This is a genomic window from Yersinia sp. 1652 StPb PI, from assembly GCF_041538345.1.
Taxonomy (GTDB): Bacteria; Pseudomonadota; Gammaproteobacteria; order Enterobacterales; family Enterobacteriaceae; genus Yersinia; species Yersinia enterocolitica_E.
Genome location: NZ_JAULSM010000001.1, coordinates 808,313 through 823,905, shown reverse-complemented (window position 1 = coordinate 823,905; position 15,593 = coordinate 808,313). Strand labels below are relative to the sequence as shown.

Sequence of the window (15,593 nt, the reverse complement as noted above, 5' to 3'; positions counted from 1 at the left end):
CTGCCAGCGAACTCATCCCGATGAGCTTATTCATGTAAGAACAAATGTGACTCGGGTGAATGAACCTAGCTAACAACCCTGCGGCTCTAAGTACGAAGGGGATGGGTCTTTGTAGCAGGCGGGAGGCATAATGCCAACAGTCAGAATGAGAAATTCCCCCTTTTATTGTGCTAAAGGGGGAATATTCTATTTAATTAGGCATTAACAAACAGACTTCTAAGCGGACAGCTTAATCGGCTGATCGCTAAAATGCTGCGCTGGCTCCAATCTCATTTCAATTGAAGTCAACATCTCAGCAAGGCGTTTATGGAAACCACGCAGCGTGGTCTCCAGTTTCTCTTGTATTTCAGGATCTTTAATCTTTTCCGCTTTCCAACTGCCTTCTTTATTAAACAGGCCGAACTGGTAAACGTAGGTAAAATGGTCTTCTGCCGGTTCCAACTCTATCCACCAGCCCCAAAACTCACGTTTCTCGGGGGCAAGCTTCACATTGACGCAAACAGCTAAACAGTCAAAGAAAAAATGGTCACTCTGGCACTGCCCTTCACGCAGATATGGTCCTAAAGCGGCAAAACGTTTCATAAGCTTACTTTTAGGATGAGCACTGGTCGACGTCATTCTTAAATCTCCTTATATAGACGATCCTTTTTAGCAAACTGTTAAAAATTAGCAACTCATTAACGCATTTTATCTTCTAACCACTCACTGGCTTGCAATAATGCACGGTGGAAATTGTCGTACAGCGGCGTTGATGATATAGGTAATAGCTTGCCATCCGCCGAGGAAGAACAGATTAACTTCGCCTCTTCTTTTGGGCTGAAGGGATCATTTTCCCAGTAGCCCGCCAACATAGGTGTTTGGCAACGCCGCCCCAGCAACCCCTGTGTTTTCAGCGAATAGCGGTTCATTTCTGTTCTAAGCGTTTCATCTGCCGCATCAGCCATTCCCAATCGGCTGGCCATAACATCCATATACATATCAGGCACCTGGCGCTGGCTGTCAGCGTTACACAGAAGATGATGCACAATCGGCCCAAGGCATGCCACAGCACGCACCCGCTGTGGCTCTAAATACCCCAGGCGCACCGCTACGTTGGCACCGAAACGGAAACCGAAAACACTGACTCGCTGATGATCAACCCAAGGGATATCCGGCAATGCCTGCAAGACTTGCTGATGCAGATAACTGGTGTCCTGCGTTAACTTCCAACGCGACGAAGCCCCCACCGATGGCATGTCCACCGTCAACATGGCTATCCCTTTCGGGGCCAGATAGTCACGGAACAGGCGATGATAGTCACTTTGCAATGTATCCAACCCACCGCACATCAATACCGTTGGGAATGGCGCACTGCCAACAGTCGGCATATGCAGGAACCCCGCCAGCGTACCGCCATCTGAAATCGCGAAATTAAGCTCTTTCAGGTTATACGGCAGGTGCTCAGCGGCGGCTTCATAGGCGCGGTTTGATAACACCTCGACTTGCTCGGCCAGCTCATCACCTTTCAGATGTGGGTAACCCGCAATGCTGTATAAATTGGCCGCATTTAACCAGTATTGACCCGCATTCATCGGGTCGGCCTCTTCCATGGCTTTTTGCTGCCACAGCATCCCCTGATGGGCCCACTCATAAATCCAGTTACCATTGCGATAGCCCACCACGGTATCTAGCAATTCGTTATCGCTGTGTTCTGCCTTTGAACAGGCAATGCGTGACAACACTTCTTCTATTTCAAGAGGATCAACACCGCGCCAGGTCCATATCAAACGGTTGATCATCCGATACCAATGGCTGGTGGTATCACCGTCCAAGGCAGAATGTACCGTCATAGGATGGTTGCAGTGAGCATGCCGCACGAGAGTTGAGGTTTCAGGATGTTTGAACTTTGGTTTAAACAGAATTTCAGAGAGGTTGGCTTGTGCCATGGTAACGATAGCCTCCATAAGCCGTGATTCAGGCCCGATAAGGGCTGGTCAGATGGAGTCAAGTGTACTCATACTGCGGAGAAAATGAAACGCCCGGAGCTGACCAGGCGTTTAAAGCCAACTAAATTACTTACCGCTTAAAGGAGCAACAAAGGTTACAGCCATATCCCACGGCTGCTCAATCCAGGTGCCCTGAGGAATATCAACTACATAATCATCAACTAATGGGCGACCAGCAGGTTTGGCGAAAATAGTAACAAAGTGTGCTTTCGGATACATCTCACGGATAGCTTTCGCAGTACCGCCGGTATCAACCAAATCATCAATCACAATAAAGCCTTCGCCGTCACCTTCAGCACGTTTCAGGACTTTAAGCTCGCCTTGGTTATCATGGTTATAGCTGGCGATGCAAACGGTGTCGACATAACGAATACCCAGCTCACGCGCCAGAATACCCGCTGGCACCAAACCACCACGGCTTACCGCAATAATCCCTTTCCATTGATCGGCTGGCAGTAAACGCTGTGCCAGTTTGCGGGCGTGAATTTGCAACATATCCCAGGTAACGACGTATTTTTCGCTCATAAAGTGTAATCCCAGCCAGTAAAGGAGTGGCTTGCCATGTATCAGAAGGGGAAAAAAGGTTGCGCGAGATTATAGTGAGCCAGCCGGATAAAAACCAGCAATTATCAGGTTAATTAATCGGGTCTAATGCGGTAATTGTGCGGCGAAACGCGCGTAATGCCGATGAAAGTGATATTCTCAAACCATCTCGCCATTCCGATGGCGGTTTGTCACTACCCTTAAAATCTTTAGTCATCAACCCGATAGCATCTCTGACATCGTCATCCTGAGGTTGCCGATATGAGCATGCTGTTACAGGAGACTTACAGTGTCTGAACTGTCTCAACTTTCGCCTCAGCCGTTGTGGGATATTTTCGCAAAAATCTGCTCAATCCCCCATCCGTCTTACCATGAAGAAGCACTGGCGCAGCACATTATGACGTGGGCCAAAGAAAAAGGTCTGCACGCTGAGCGTGACAAGGTCGGTAATATCTTGCTGCGTAAGCCTGCTACCAAAGGGATGGAGAACCGTAAGCCAGTTGCGCTGCAAGCCCATCTGGATATGGTGCCGCAGAAGAATAATGATACGGTACATGACTTTACCAAAGATCCTATCCAACCATATATCGACGGTGAATGGGTTAAAGCCCGTGGCACCACATTGGGTGCGGATAACGGCATTGGTATGGCTTCTGCGCTGGCCGTATTGTCTGATGACAGCGTTGAACATGGCCCACTGGAAGTGTTACTGACCATGACCGAAGAAGCCGGTATGGATGGTGCCTTCGGCCTGCAACCTAATTGGTTGAAAGCCGATATTCTGATTAATACCGATTCTGAACAGGAAGGTGAAATCTATATGGGTTGCGCTGGTGGTATTGATTTTATCACCACTCTGGCCCTGAAGCGCGAAGCCGTTCCTGCTGGGTTCCAAACCCTGAAACTGACCTTAAAAGGCCTTAAAGGTGGTCACTCCGGTGCGGATATCCATTTAGGTTTAGGCAATGCCAACAAGCTGCTGGCCCGCTTCCTGTTTGAACATGCAAAAGATCTGGATCTGCGCGTATTGGATCTTAATGGCGGTACATTGCGTAATGCTATCCCGCGTGAGGGTTCGGTTTTCCTGGCGGTTAGTGCAGATAAAGTCGATCAATTGAAAAGCCTTAGTCAGGCGTATCTGGCAACGTTGAAAAACGAGCTGGCGGCGGTGGAAAAAAATCTGGCACTCCTGCTCGAACCGGTATCCACTGAGACAAAAGCGCTGACTAAAGACACCCAGCAGCGTTTAGTGGCACTGCTGAATGCCACACCAAACGGTGTAATTCGCATGAGCGATGCCGTTAAAGGCGTGGTTGAGACCTCACTGAATGTCGGTGTGGTTACCATGAATGAGAACGAAGCAGAAATCATCTGTCTGATTCGCTCCCTGATCGACAGCGGCAAAGATTACGTGGTGAGCATGCTGACGGCAATTGGTCAGTTGGCTGGTGCACAAACGCTACCGAAAGGCGGTTACCCTGGCTGGCAGCCGGACCCAACCTCTCCTGTCATGGCATTGGTGCGGGAAACCTACCAACAACTGTTCAACAAAACGCCGAACATTATGGTTATCCACGCAGGTCTGGAGTGTGGTTTATTCAAAAAACCTTACCCGGATATGGATATGGTGTCGATTGGGCCAACCATGACCGGCCCACATTCACCGGATGAACAAGTTCATATCGAAAGCGTTGGTCAATATTGGCAGTTACTGACCGCCCTGCTAAAAGCCATTCCAGAACGGGCATAAACAAATCTGATTGATCTTTATATGATAACGGCGGTGCTTCGACCCGCCGTTTTTTATTGCATATACTATTCCCAACTAAGCAATAATTGCCGCTCAAGTTGTGGATCCAGTAAAGTGACATGTAGCCCTACCAAGCGAACTCCCCGCCCGGCTCGCCGTTCATTCCATGCAGTGCGCGCCACTTGTAGCAGATCAGTCTTATTCAGTTCCGGCCAGACATGCTCCTGCGTAGTTTGTTGAAAATCATGAAATTTCAATTTAATACCCTGACGCGCAATATGCAGATCCGGCCTCACTTTGCGTAATCGAGTTTCCAGCTCAATATAAAGCTGTTCAATCAATGCCTCACAACTTTCCCAGTCATGAATATCTTCCGCCAGCGTTCTTTCAACACCGACCGATTTACGCAATCTGTCCGGGGATATTTCACGCTCATCAATACCGTGGCTACGCTCCCACAACACATGACCGAATTTGCCAAAACGCTTTAATAGTTCAGCCTGCGGATAATTTTGTACCTCGCCGCAAGTAACCAACCCGAGTTCTTGTAAACGTTTAGCGGTCACTTTCCCCACGCCAGGGATCTTACTCAGCGGCAAATCATGCAGGAAAGGCTGAATCTGATTAGGTGTGATGACATATTGACCATTTGGTTTGTTCAGATCTGACGCAATTTTGGCCAGAAACTTTATCGGGGCAATACCGGCGGAAGCGGTCAGACTTAGTTCATCAGAAATGGCTTGACGGATTTCCTGAGCAATTAAAGTGGCAGAACCACTGCATGCGGAGCAATCAGAAACATCCAGATAGGCCTCATCCAGCGAGAGCGGCTCAATCAGCGGGGTATAGCGGGCGAAAATTTCACGGATATGCAGCGACGCCTCTTTATAAGCCGCCATTCTGCCAGGAATAACTTTAAGCTGTGGGCAGAGTTTAAGTGCCATCGCCGTTGGCATAGCACTACGAACACCATAACGTCTGGCAGGGTAATTGGCCGTACTGATCACTCCACGCCGATCGCGGCTGCCGCCAATCGCGATGGGAATATCACGCAAACTGGGATCGTCGCGCATTTCCACTGCCGCGAAGAAACAATCCATATCGACATGAATAATCTTACGCATGTTATCTTTCCCCAACCAAACCACTGTATAAGGATACAGTTAAATCGGAAAAATTCAAGATTATCCTAATCCTCAACCCGCCTCAGATTGCTTATCGCAGGCTAGCCTGCTATCTGTTTACTCAGCTCTCTCATATATATCAGCAAGTCCCGCCGATAAAGCTGGCTAGACCGCCTAAATCCACATTACCTCTCGAAAGAATCACACCACCCGTTTGCCGCGCAGATCTAACTGATCACCAAACGCAACGGCTGCCTTCAGGCAACCGCTGGGTTCAACCACAATCTTCATTTAGTGGTCGCTAAAAATAGAACTCTTCAATGACTTATCTTGCTGATGCCGTTCTAACGCCAGTTCAATCAGTGTTGTGATCAACTCTGTAGAGCCGACACCCGTGGCGCGCCAGAGTTTGGGGTACATACTGATATTAGTGAAACCAGGTAGTGTATTGATTTCATTTATAATAACGGTGTTTTCTGGTGTTAAAAAGACATCTACCCGTGCCAGACCACGGCATTCAAGCGTACGAAACGCGGCTAATGCTACTGCGCGAATATTGTCGCTGGCTGCACTGTCTATCACTGCAGGGATAACCACCTGAGCACCGGTTTCATTAATATACTTGGTATCGTAGGAGTAAAATTCATCACTGACGATCACTTCACCACACAGGCTAGCTCGAGGGTTATCATTACCCAGTACCGCACATTCAATCTCGCGCCCAACAATAGCTGATTCAACTAATACCTTATGGTCAAAATCAAACGCGAGCGTAACAGCCTGCTGGTATTCAGCCGCATTGCGTACTTTACTCACCCCAACCGAGGAACCTTGATTTGCCGGTTTGATAAATAAAGGTAAGCCAAGTTTTGCCGTTATCTGCTCAAAACTGTAATTATCTTTATTTGTCCGTGTCAGCGTAATAAAGGGGGCAATATTCAACCCGGCATCACGCAGTAACCGCTTGGTGAGATCTTTATCCATGCTGACCGCAGATCCCAGCACGCTGGATCCAACGAAGGGGATATTGGCCATGCGCAGCAAGCCTTGCAAAGAACCATCTTCGCCTAATGTACCGTGTACTATCGGGAAAATAACATCCAGTTGCGCCAATGCTGTGGCATTATCCGCCGCAATCAGTTGCTGGCGCTCTTGACCGGGAATCAACGCTACATTTCTGTTTGAGTGATTCAGGGAAATCAGCGCTGGATTCTCTGCATTTAACAAATAGCTGGATGCATCGTTAACATGCCATTTCCCCTGTTTATCAATACCCAGTAGCGTGACATCAAACTTTTCCTTATCAATCGCCTCTACGATGTTTTTGGCCGACTGCAACGACACTTCATGCTCAGCCGATTTACCACCAAAAATCACACCAACCCGCAATTTCGACACACAGTATTCCTTCTTAAAATCTGGCACTTAAAGGTGCAACAACCCAGTGAAATCTCACCTCACACTAATACAATCTTTGTCTGCTTAACTAATGGTTTTTAAGATTTATACAGAATTTTCTCACTCCGCGACAGGTAATAAACATCATCAATATCAGTATGTAATTCTATCATTGATGAATACTCCCCTATTTATTCATATCAAGATAACCACCGCGAGAAGTCATAATTATCCTAATCAAAACACCAACTAATTACGTATATAACAGAATTGAATACTGTTATTGGTTTTTTTTAGCATTTTGTCATTTATTTTTAATAAAAAACCTTTAAATTCGATAAAGTCGAAAAATGTTAGTTATATGATTAACCTTCAACTCATAAAATTCATTATTAGATAATGAATGGAAACTATATATTATGCGAAATTATATAATGGCTACCCTACTCCTTTCCGCTACCTTTGTTGTTAACGCCCAATCTGTTACCCTTGCAGCGCCACAAATTATTGCCCACCGCGCAGGAACGGCTGATGCGCCAGAAAATACCTTACCGGCTATCGATAAAGCACTGTCTAATGGTGCTGACGCCATATGGATTACATTACAACTATCGAAAGATAATATTCCGGTATTGTATCGCCCTATAGACCTCAAAGAGTTGACAGATAAGTCCGGTGCCATCTCAGGTTATACTGCACAACAACTGGCTAAAGTGGATGCGAGTGTTGCCTATGATAAGAAACATCATATTCAACCTAAGGCTGGCTCACACACAGGTATTCCCACACTTGATGAAGTGCTGAAGAAGTATCCTGACACGACATTCTATCTGGACATTAAATCGCCCGATGCCAACCCAATAACCTTTGCCAAAGCCCTAAAAGAGACGCTTACCGCAACCAGCAAGGGAGAAAAAGATCGCTTCGCACGTACCCGGGTTTACTCTACGGATGATAACTATCTGGAGGCACTGGATACAGTCAATGCAGACAGCGATGCCTCGCATAAAATCAAGCGATTTGAAAGCCGCAACTTTACCCGTACTCAATTAGCTAATATTATGATGGATCATAAATGTGAATTGCCAGCAGATAATAAAGAGCGTTGGTATGGTTTAGAGCTACATCGCAAAGTACAAGTGGTAGAAAAATACACGTTGGGCGAAGGCCGTTCTGACGCAGTATTAAGTTGGGATAAAGAGGCGATGGATTGTTTTAGAAGGAATACCAACGCACATATTATTTTCTTCGGCATCAATACTCCCGAAGATTATAAAAAAGCGAGAGAATTACAGGCAAATGGAGTTATGGTTGATTCTCCTGCACTTTTTAAAAGTATAGTGAGCAAGTAAGAATAAATAAGTAAAAAACAACCACAATGGTATAGACGTAAATCAGAAAATGAAAAAACAGCATTATCGCCGTAGACTAATCAGCCACGAATAGCACTAAAGCGTAAATACCCCCCCTGGTCAACACTGAGTTGGCTGGGGGGTTATATCTAAATTTGCTTGTCGTGCATATAACCACGTTTTATACAGAATGCTCGGCATTAAAGCATCGTAATCTATAACACATCTTATAGGATACGGTATTGATCCAATTTTTTCTGGCGAGCGGCTTCCTTAGCCAAGCGCTTCTTACGAGAATCACAAGGCTCAGGGCAATCACATACTTTCTCCATCCCCAAACCCGCTATTCCTCCGCAACTGCCCTGTAAGGTTTTACGTTTTACGATATAACCTAACGACATCCCGCCGATGGCCAATAGAAAAAAAACAAAGGATGCGATAAAAACAGTCAACATATCCTCTCCTATCAAGGCCGTTTTTGCAGATAAGGTTTGAACGCATCAGAATAGCGTTCCTCAAAACCTTCATCGGTTTTTACTATCATAAACACCGGAATACCCAGTAAATTAGCGAGTGCCATCCCTCTTTCTGGCCCAAGGACATCTAACCCAGTCGACAGTCCATCTGCGGTCATACAGCTTGGGTCCAAAACAGTAATTGAGACTAATCGATGGTTAATTGGTCGGCCGGTATCCGGGTCAATCGTATGTGAGTAACGCACACCATTCTGTTCAAAGTAATTACGATAATCCCCTGAGGTTGCTATTGCCATACGTCCAGGTTCGATAACCTCTTGAGCACTTTGCGCAGAACCTGCGACAGGTTTTTCTATCGCAATGCGCCAAGGTTTATTTTCCCCATTATTGCCACGAGTCCGTACTTCCCCTCCGATATCAACCATATAGTTGGTGATATTTTGCGTTTCCAGATATTCGGCCACAACATCGACCCCATATCCCTTGGCAATAGAGGATAGATCAACATACAACTCAGGGATCCGTTTGACCAAGGCACCATTTTCTACGGCCAGATTATTAATACCGACCCATGCCTGACGTTTGGCAATTTCAGCCTCAGTAGGAACAACATCTGGCCGCCCTTCAGGACCAAAGCCCCATAAGTTAACCAAAGGTCCAACGGTGACATCCAGCGCACCATCGGTCAGGCGATTAATGCGAATAGCCTCACGCACGACTTTAGCCGTCGCCGCTGAAACCGCGAAAGGTGTATTCACTGCGCGACTTTGATTAAAGCGACTCAATTCAGAGTCGGGCCGATATGTCGACATCTGGTCATTAACCTGTTCCAACTCGCGGTCTATTTCCTGCTGTAACTTCTCTGGGCTGGGTGTGGATGAGTCACTCATATACTTAATTGAATATGAAGTTCCCATGGTTTTACCTTCGAGATTAACTTGCTCAGGACCACATCCTGTGAGCAGCAAAATCCCCACCACTGCCATGAACCAATGTGTTATCTGTTTCTGCACAAATATCCCCAATTGCAGTAAAAAGCCGTGTAATGGCAAATCAGCCACCAAAATCATCAAGCATAATATTGTCGTCTTCCACACCGAGATCCTTCAGCATCTTGATAACTGCCGCATTCATCATCGGAGGGCCACACATATAGAATTCACAATCTTCCGGTGCCGGATGATTTTTAAGGTAATTTTCTAACAACACGTTATGAATGAAGCCGGTATATCCCGTCCAATTATCTTCCGGCTGTGGGTCTGATAATGCAACGTGCCAACGGAAATTATCATTCTCAGCCTGTAACTGGTCAAAATCTTCTTCATAGAACATTTCACGCCGTGAACGCGCACCATACCAAAAACTGATTTTACGCTTCGAATGTAGCCGCTTAAGCTGATCAAAAATATGCGAGCGCATCGGTGCCATACCCGCCCCACCGCCAATAAAGACCATCTCGGCATCGGTATCTTTGGCAAAAAACTCACCAAATGGACCAGAGATAATCACCTTATCACCGGGTTTTAGTGACCAGATATAAGAGGACATAATGCCCGGCGGCGCATCAGGAACTGACGGTGGTGGCGTGGCAATACGCACGTTAAGCATGATAATGCCACGCTCTTGTGGGTAGTTTGCCATCGAGTAGGCACGCACCGTTGGTTCAACGACCACTGACTCGAACCGGAACAGATTGAATTTATCCCAATCACCGCGATATTCATCAGGCACATCGAAGTCCGCATATTTAACGGTATGCGGTTCAGCTTCTATTTGGATAAAACCACCAGCACGGAATGGCACCACTTCACCATCTGGAATCTTCAGTTTCAGTTCTTTGATAAATGTGGCTTTATTATCATTAGAGATAACTTCACACTCCCACTTTTTCACCCCAAAGATTTCTTCTGGCAATTCAATTTTCAGATTTTGCTTAACGCTAACCTGGCAAGCTAACCGGCAGCCTTCTTTCGCTTCACGCTTTGAGATATGTGAAAGTTCCGTCGGCAGGATATCCCCGCCACCTTCTTTAATCGTCACGCGGCACTGCCCGCAGGAACCGCCACCACCACAAGCTGAAGAAACGAAAATACCTTGGCTGGAAAGCATGTTGAGCAGCTTATCCCCTGCCGGAGCGGTAAAACTTTTGTCCGCATCATCATTAACATCAACGGTAATATCACCGGTATTCACCAATTTTGATTTGGCAAATAGAATCATCACCGTCAATGCCAGTACGATGAGGGTGAACATCACTACGCCCAGAATTATTTCCATGAATTATTCCTGCCTTTATAAATTCACACCGGAGAAAGACATAAACCCTAAGGCCATCAATCCGGTTGTGATAAAGGTGATCCCTAACCCCTGTAAGCCCGCAGGCACATTGGCATATTTCATTTTTTCGCGAATGCCTGCGAGCGCTACAATCGCCAGCATCCAACCGATACCCGAGCCAAAGCCGTAAACGATGGACTCAGGGAAGTTGTAATCTCGTTGCGCCATAAAAGAGACGCCGCCGAAGATGGCGCAGTTGACGGTGATAAGTGGCAGGAAAATACCCAATGCGTTATAAAGTGCCGGGAAATAGCGATCGAGAATCATCTCCAACACCTGCACTATGGCAGCGATAACACCAATAAAGGTGATGAAGTTGAGGAAACTAAGATCAACCCCTTCAACCAATGCGCCATCACGCAGCACCAGGTTATAAACCAGATTATTCGCAGGTACTGAGATACCCAATACCACCGTTACCGCGATACCAAGGCCAAAGGCGGTCGACACTTTCTTGGAAACAGCGAGGAAAGTACACATCCCCAAAAAGAATGCTAACGCCATATTCTCCACAAACACCGCGCGGACAAACAGACTGATGTAATGTTCCATCATCAATTACTCCTTCTCAATCTGCGCAGGTTTCAGGGTACGCAGACCCCAAATCAGCAAACCAATGATAAAGAATGCGCTTGGTGCCAACAGGAACAATCCGTTCGGCTGATACCACCCGCCGTTCTGGACGGTTTCAAATACTGTTACTCCAAATAATTTGCCGGAGCCAATCAGTTCGCGGACAAAACCCACCAACACCAGCACCACGCCGTAACCCAAACCATTACCAATACCATCCATAAAGCTTTCAATCGGCGGCGATTTCATCGCATAAGCTTCAGCACGCCCCATCACAATACAGTTAGTAATAATCAGGCCGACAAATACTGATAGCTGTTTGGATATCTCATAGGCATAAGCCCGTAAGATCTGATCGACCACAATCACCAGCGAGGCAATAATCACCATCTGAACAATGATGCGCACGCTGTTTGGAATATGATTGCGAATCAGTGAGATAAAGAAACTGGAGAACGCCGTTACCAAGGTAACGGCCAGCGTCATCACTAATGCGGTTTCCAGCTTGGTGGTCACCGCCAGCGCGGAACAAACGCCAAGGATCTGTAAGGCTATCGGGTTGTTATCAAATAACGGCCCAAATAAAACCCGTTTAATCTCTTTGCTATCAGCCATTTTTTAACGCTCCTTCGCGCACTTTTTTCAGGAACGGGCCAAAGCCGTTTTCACCGAGCCAAAAATCAAAGCTGTTTTGCACCCCATTAGAGGTCAAGGTTGCGCCTGACAGACCATCGATGGCGTGAGGATCATTAGCCGGTGCGCGCCCTTTAACAATATGAATAGCCGGTTGCCCTTGCTCGTCAAATAACCGCTTACCAAGCCATTGGTTACGCCAGATTGGGTTCTCAACCTCGCCTCCCAGACCTGGGGTCTCACCCTGATCGTAATAGGTGATACCACGCACCGTTTTGCCGTCAGTGTCGATGGCAACAAAGGCATACATCATTGACCACAGACCGGAGCCATAAACAGGTAGAACTATCTTGTTGATTTGACCACTTTCACCACGTACCAGGTAGATTTCAACGACATTCGCGCGCCGGCGGATGCCAGCAATATCCTGTGCGGGCGTCAGGGCAATGCTCATTTGGTCACTACGCAGTGCCTGAGCACGATCAAAGGTTGCCGGATCTTGTTGAATAAACGCACCGCTTTGCAAATCCAGCAGCCGTGGTTCAATGCGCAGCGCAAATTCCCGCTGAACGTTTTCTGCCGGCATTCTTGGTTGCAACAAACCCGCTACCGCTAGAATATTGCGCTGTTTGTCTAATAGCCGTTGCTCCTGCTGCTTGGCTTTCAAACCAACAGCCGCACCAGAAACCACCACAGAACACACCAGACAGAGCACAATTACCACCAGCAACGTTTTGCTGATGCTGTCATTATTTCTTGGTTTATCACTCGCCACGCGCTTTCCTCCGCTTGATGTTGGCCTGAACAACCACATAGTCAAACAGCGGTGCAAACAGGTTGGCGAACAGGATCGCCAGCATCATTCCTTCGGGATAAGCTGGATTAGCGACGCGGATTAACACACACATCGCACCAATCAAGCCGCCATACCACCATTTCCCTTTATTAGTAAAGGAAGCCGACACCGGGTCGGTCGCCATAAAGATCATCCCGAAAGCGAAACCACCGAGTACCAGATGCCAATACCACGGCATGGCAAATAACGGATTGGTAGTGGAACCAACCCAGTTAAATAGGTAGGCCGTGGCAATCATGCCAATCATGACCCCAGCCACAATCCGCCACGAGGCGATGCGGCCGAAAAGAATAATGGCACCGCCAATCAGGATCATCAGCGTAGAGACCTCGCCAATAGAACCTGGAATATTACCGAGGAAAGCATCCATCCACGTAATAGGCTGATTAGTAATGGTGTTAACCAAACTGTGGCTACCGTTGACACTCCATTGTGACAATGGAGTTGCGCCAGAAAAACCATCAGCGGCAGTCCACACCAAATCACCGGATATCTGTGCCGGATAAGCAAAGAATAGGAAAGCACGCCCAGCCAGTGCCGGGTTGAGGAAGTTACGCCCGGTACCACCAAAAATCTCTTTACCAATAACCACACCGAAAGAGATCCCAAGTGCTGCTTGCCATAATGGCAATGTGGGAGGGACTATCAGGGCAAACAGAATCGAGGTGACAAAGAAACCTTCGTTGATTTCATGCTTGCGGACAATAGAGAATACCACTTCCCAAAAACCGCCGACCACAAACACAACGGCATAGATAGGCAGAAAATAAACCGCCCCCAGCACCATTTTGCTTGCCCAGCCAGCATCTGGAGCCAATGACGCCCCGAGCATTTGTGCCAACCAGTAATGCCAGTCACTGGCTATAACCTGTTGCAGTTCCGCGCCACTGTAGAGTTGGTTTAGCGCCGGGATAGCCTGTAGCCCTACGTTATACATGCCCCAGAACATGGCTGGGAATACCGCCAACCATACCAGAATCATCATCCTTTTCAGGTCGATTGCATCTCGTACATGGGAAGCACCCGGTGTTACTTTGCCCTGCGTATAGAAAATAGTGGCTGCGGCTTCATATAGCGGATAGTACTTCTCTAATTTGCCACCCGCTTCAAAGTGGTGCTCTATTTTCTCAAGAAAATTTTTCAGGCCCATCAGTTATCCTTCCTGCTCAATCTGGGTCAATATGTCGCGCAGTGCCGGACCGTATTCGTACTTACCGGGGCAGACAAATGTACATAAAGCCAAATCTTCTTCATCTAACTCCAGGCACCCTAGCGCTTGCGCGCTGTCGGTATCACCGGATAACAGATCACGCAACAAATGGGTTGCCAGGATATCCAGTGGCATCACCCGCTCATAGTTGCCAATAGGCACCATAGCGCGCTCCCCGCCGTGCATATCGGTAGAGAAAGCAAACAGTTTGCGTTTGAAGAAATGGCCCAGCGTGGTGCGGGTGATCGAATATTTATCGCGACCTGGCATTACCCAACCAAATAGCTCTTTTTCTCGCCCTTCGCGGATAACCGATACTTGCTGGTGGAAACGCCCCAAATAACCATGAGTTGCGGAGAAAGCCGTGCCGCTGAGGACTGAACCAGAGATAATACGGTTCTCCCCCTCTTTTAACTTAGCCGCAGTTAATTCAGCCAGGCTGGCACCCAAACGGGTGCGCACTAATACCGGTTGATTTACCTGTGGACCCGCCAGCGCAACGATGCGGTCAGTACAGAGTTCACCACGGGTAAATAATTTACCGATAGCAATCACATCCTGATAACCCACATGCCACACCATTTTACGCAAGCTCACTGGCTCAAGAAAATGGATGTGGGTACCAACCAGACCCGCAGGATGCGGGCCGGAGAATTCATTATAAGTTATCTGGGCATTCGAATGGTTGGCAACCACCTGCCCCGGGGCATGGCCCACATGCACCTTGCCTTCAGTTAGACGTGTAAGAACAGTTAAACCATGCTTAAAGGCGTCTGACTCAGTGGCAATAATGACCTGCGGATCGGCTGCCAGCGGTTGGGTATCCATTGCACTGACAAAAATAGCGCGTGGGTGACTACCAGGAACAGGGGTTTTACTAAACGGGCGGGTTCTGAATGCGGTCCATAAACCAGACGCCAGTAATAGGCTTTGCACCTGTTCATTGCTCAGATGATTAAGGTCCGCTGCATCATAGTGTGGGAAAGGAACTTGCTCATCCCCTTCAATCTCTATCACAACAGATTGTAGCACCCGGCGTTCACCACGATTAATAGCGCTAATTCTACCACTGGCGATCGCAGTAAAGGTCACCCCTGGATTTTTTTTATCTTCAAAGAGCGCCTGGCCTTTCTTAACCCAATCACCTTCTTGCACCAACATTGAGGGGCGCATGCCCACATACTCTTCACCGAGCAGAGCCACATGACGAATAGCAGGACCATCCTCTATCACCTGCACAGGTGCTCCGGCGATGGGTAGGTCGAGTCCTTTCTTTATTTTAATCATAGGTTTGAGCGACTTTATTAGTTATATCAAATGCTGTACTTAGCCCAGAGTGTACAGCCACATAAAGAT

The 15,593-nt window shown here is 47.4% G+C and carries 15 protein-coding genes; 2 read left to right on the top strand and 13 right to left on the bottom strand.

Features of this window, described 5'->3' with window-relative positions:
• Positions 1–216: 216 nt before the first annotated feature.
• The 3 genes from crl to gpt form a co-directional block, all read right to left on the bottom strand.
• Positions 217–618, bottom strand: coding sequence for a sigma factor-binding protein Crl (gene crl / locus Q2T71_RS03685; protein ID WP_372558159.1), 402 nt, complete (start codon positions 616–618; stop codon positions 217–219).
• A gap of 59 nt (positions 619–677) precedes the next feature.
• Entirely contained in the window at positions 678–1,925 is a 1,248-nt protein-coding gene (gene frsA / locus Q2T71_RS03680) for an esterase FrsA (RefSeq protein WP_372558158.1), read from the bottom strand.
• 126 nt (positions 1,926–2,051) lie between these two features.
• Positions 2,052–2,510, bottom strand: coding sequence for a xanthine phosphoribosyltransferase (gene gpt / locus Q2T71_RS03675; protein ID WP_083160123.1), 459 nt, complete (start codon positions 2,508–2,510; stop codon positions 2,052–2,054).
• Positions 2,511–2,817: 307 nt separating this feature from the next.
• Here gpt and pepD point away from each other — a divergent pair, with 307 nt between their 5' ends.
• Positions 2,818–4,278, top strand: a complete 1,461-nt coding sequence (pepD, locus tag Q2T71_RS03670; RefSeq protein ID WP_372558157.1) for a beta-Ala-His dipeptidase — start codon at positions 2,818–2,820, stop codon at positions 4,276–4,278.
• Positions 4,279–4,343: 65 nt separating this feature from the next.
• Here the strand turns inward: pepD and dinB are convergent, their stop codons facing one another.
• Both dinB and ddlA read right to left on the bottom strand, forming a co-directional pair.
• The gene (gene dinB / locus Q2T71_RS03665) at positions 4,344–5,402 is read right to left on the bottom strand and encodes a DNA polymerase IV (protein ID WP_083160127.1); all 1,059 of its coding nucleotides are present in this window, start codon (positions 5,400–5,402) and stop codon (positions 4,344–4,346) included.
• Between the two features lie 291 nt (positions 5,403–5,693).
• Positions 5,694–6,800, bottom strand: a complete 1,107-nt coding sequence (ddlA, locus tag Q2T71_RS03660) for a D-alanine--D-alanine ligase (protein WP_372558156.1) — start codon at positions 6,798–6,800, stop codon at positions 5,694–5,696.
• Positions 6,801–7,219: 419 nt separating this feature from the next.
• On the opposite strand from ddlA, the gene Q2T71_RS03655 reads away from it, so the two are divergent.
• On the top strand, positions 7,220–8,152 hold the full coding sequence (locus tag Q2T71_RS03655) for a glycerophosphodiester phosphodiesterase family protein (RefSeq protein WP_372558155.1): 933 nt from the start codon (positions 7,220–7,222) through the stop codon (positions 8,150–8,152).
• A 227-nt stretch (positions 8,153–8,379) separates the two neighbouring features.
• Here Q2T71_RS03655 and nqrM read toward each other — a convergent pair whose 3' ends face one another.
• The 8 genes from nqrM to Q2T71_RS03615 are packed head-to-tail and all read right to left on the bottom strand — an operon-like array spanning position 8,380 to position 15,524.
• A complete protein-coding gene (nqrM, locus tag Q2T71_RS03650; RefSeq protein ID WP_372558154.1) occupies positions 8,380–8,607 on the bottom strand; it encodes a (Na+)-NQR maturation NqrM in 228 nt (75 codons plus the stop codon).
• Between the two features lie 11 nt (positions 8,608–8,618).
• A complete protein-coding gene (locus Q2T71_RS03645) occupies positions 8,619–9,641 on the bottom strand; it encodes an FAD:protein FMN transferase (protein WP_372559836.1) in 1,023 nt (340 codons plus the stop codon).
• A 40-nt stretch (positions 9,642–9,681) separates the two neighbouring features.
• Positions 9,682–10,905, bottom strand: a complete 1,224-nt coding sequence (gene nqrF, locus Q2T71_RS03640) for an NADH:ubiquinone reductase (Na(+)-transporting) subunit F (protein ID WP_372558153.1) — start codon at positions 10,903–10,905, stop codon at positions 9,682–9,684.
• A gap of 15 nt (positions 10,906–10,920) precedes the next feature.
• On the bottom strand, positions 10,921–11,517 hold the full coding sequence (gene nqrE, locus Q2T71_RS03635; RefSeq protein WP_004392325.1) for an NADH:ubiquinone reductase (Na(+)-transporting) subunit E: 597 nt from the start codon (positions 11,515–11,517) through the stop codon (positions 10,921–10,923).
• A 6-nt stretch (positions 11,518–11,523) separates the two neighbouring features.
• Positions 11,524–12,153, bottom strand: coding sequence for an NADH:ubiquinone reductase (Na(+)-transporting) subunit D (locus Q2T71_RS03630; protein WP_083160140.1), 630 nt, complete (start codon positions 12,151–12,153; stop codon positions 11,524–11,526).
• Positions 12,146–12,946, bottom strand: coding sequence for a Na(+)-translocating NADH-quinone reductase subunit C (locus Q2T71_RS03625; RefSeq protein ID WP_372558152.1), 801 nt, complete (start codon positions 12,944–12,946; stop codon positions 12,146–12,148). The genes Q2T71_RS03630 and Q2T71_RS03625 overlap by 8 nt, the downstream gene beginning before the upstream one ends.
• Positions 12,936–14,177 carry an NADH:ubiquinone reductase (Na(+)-transporting) subunit B gene (locus Q2T71_RS03620; protein ID WP_083160144.1) on the bottom strand — a complete coding sequence of 414 codons (1,242 nt, stop codon included), beginning with the start codon at positions 14,175–14,177 and terminating at the stop codon, positions 12,936–12,938. The genes Q2T71_RS03625 and Q2T71_RS03620 overlap by 11 nt, the downstream gene beginning before the upstream one ends.
• 3 nt (positions 14,178–14,180) lie before the next feature.
• Entirely contained in the window at positions 14,181–15,524 is a 1,344-nt protein-coding gene (locus Q2T71_RS03615) for a Na(+)-translocating NADH-quinone reductase subunit A (RefSeq protein WP_372558151.1), read from the bottom strand.
• Positions 15,525–15,593: the final 69 nt, after the last annotated feature.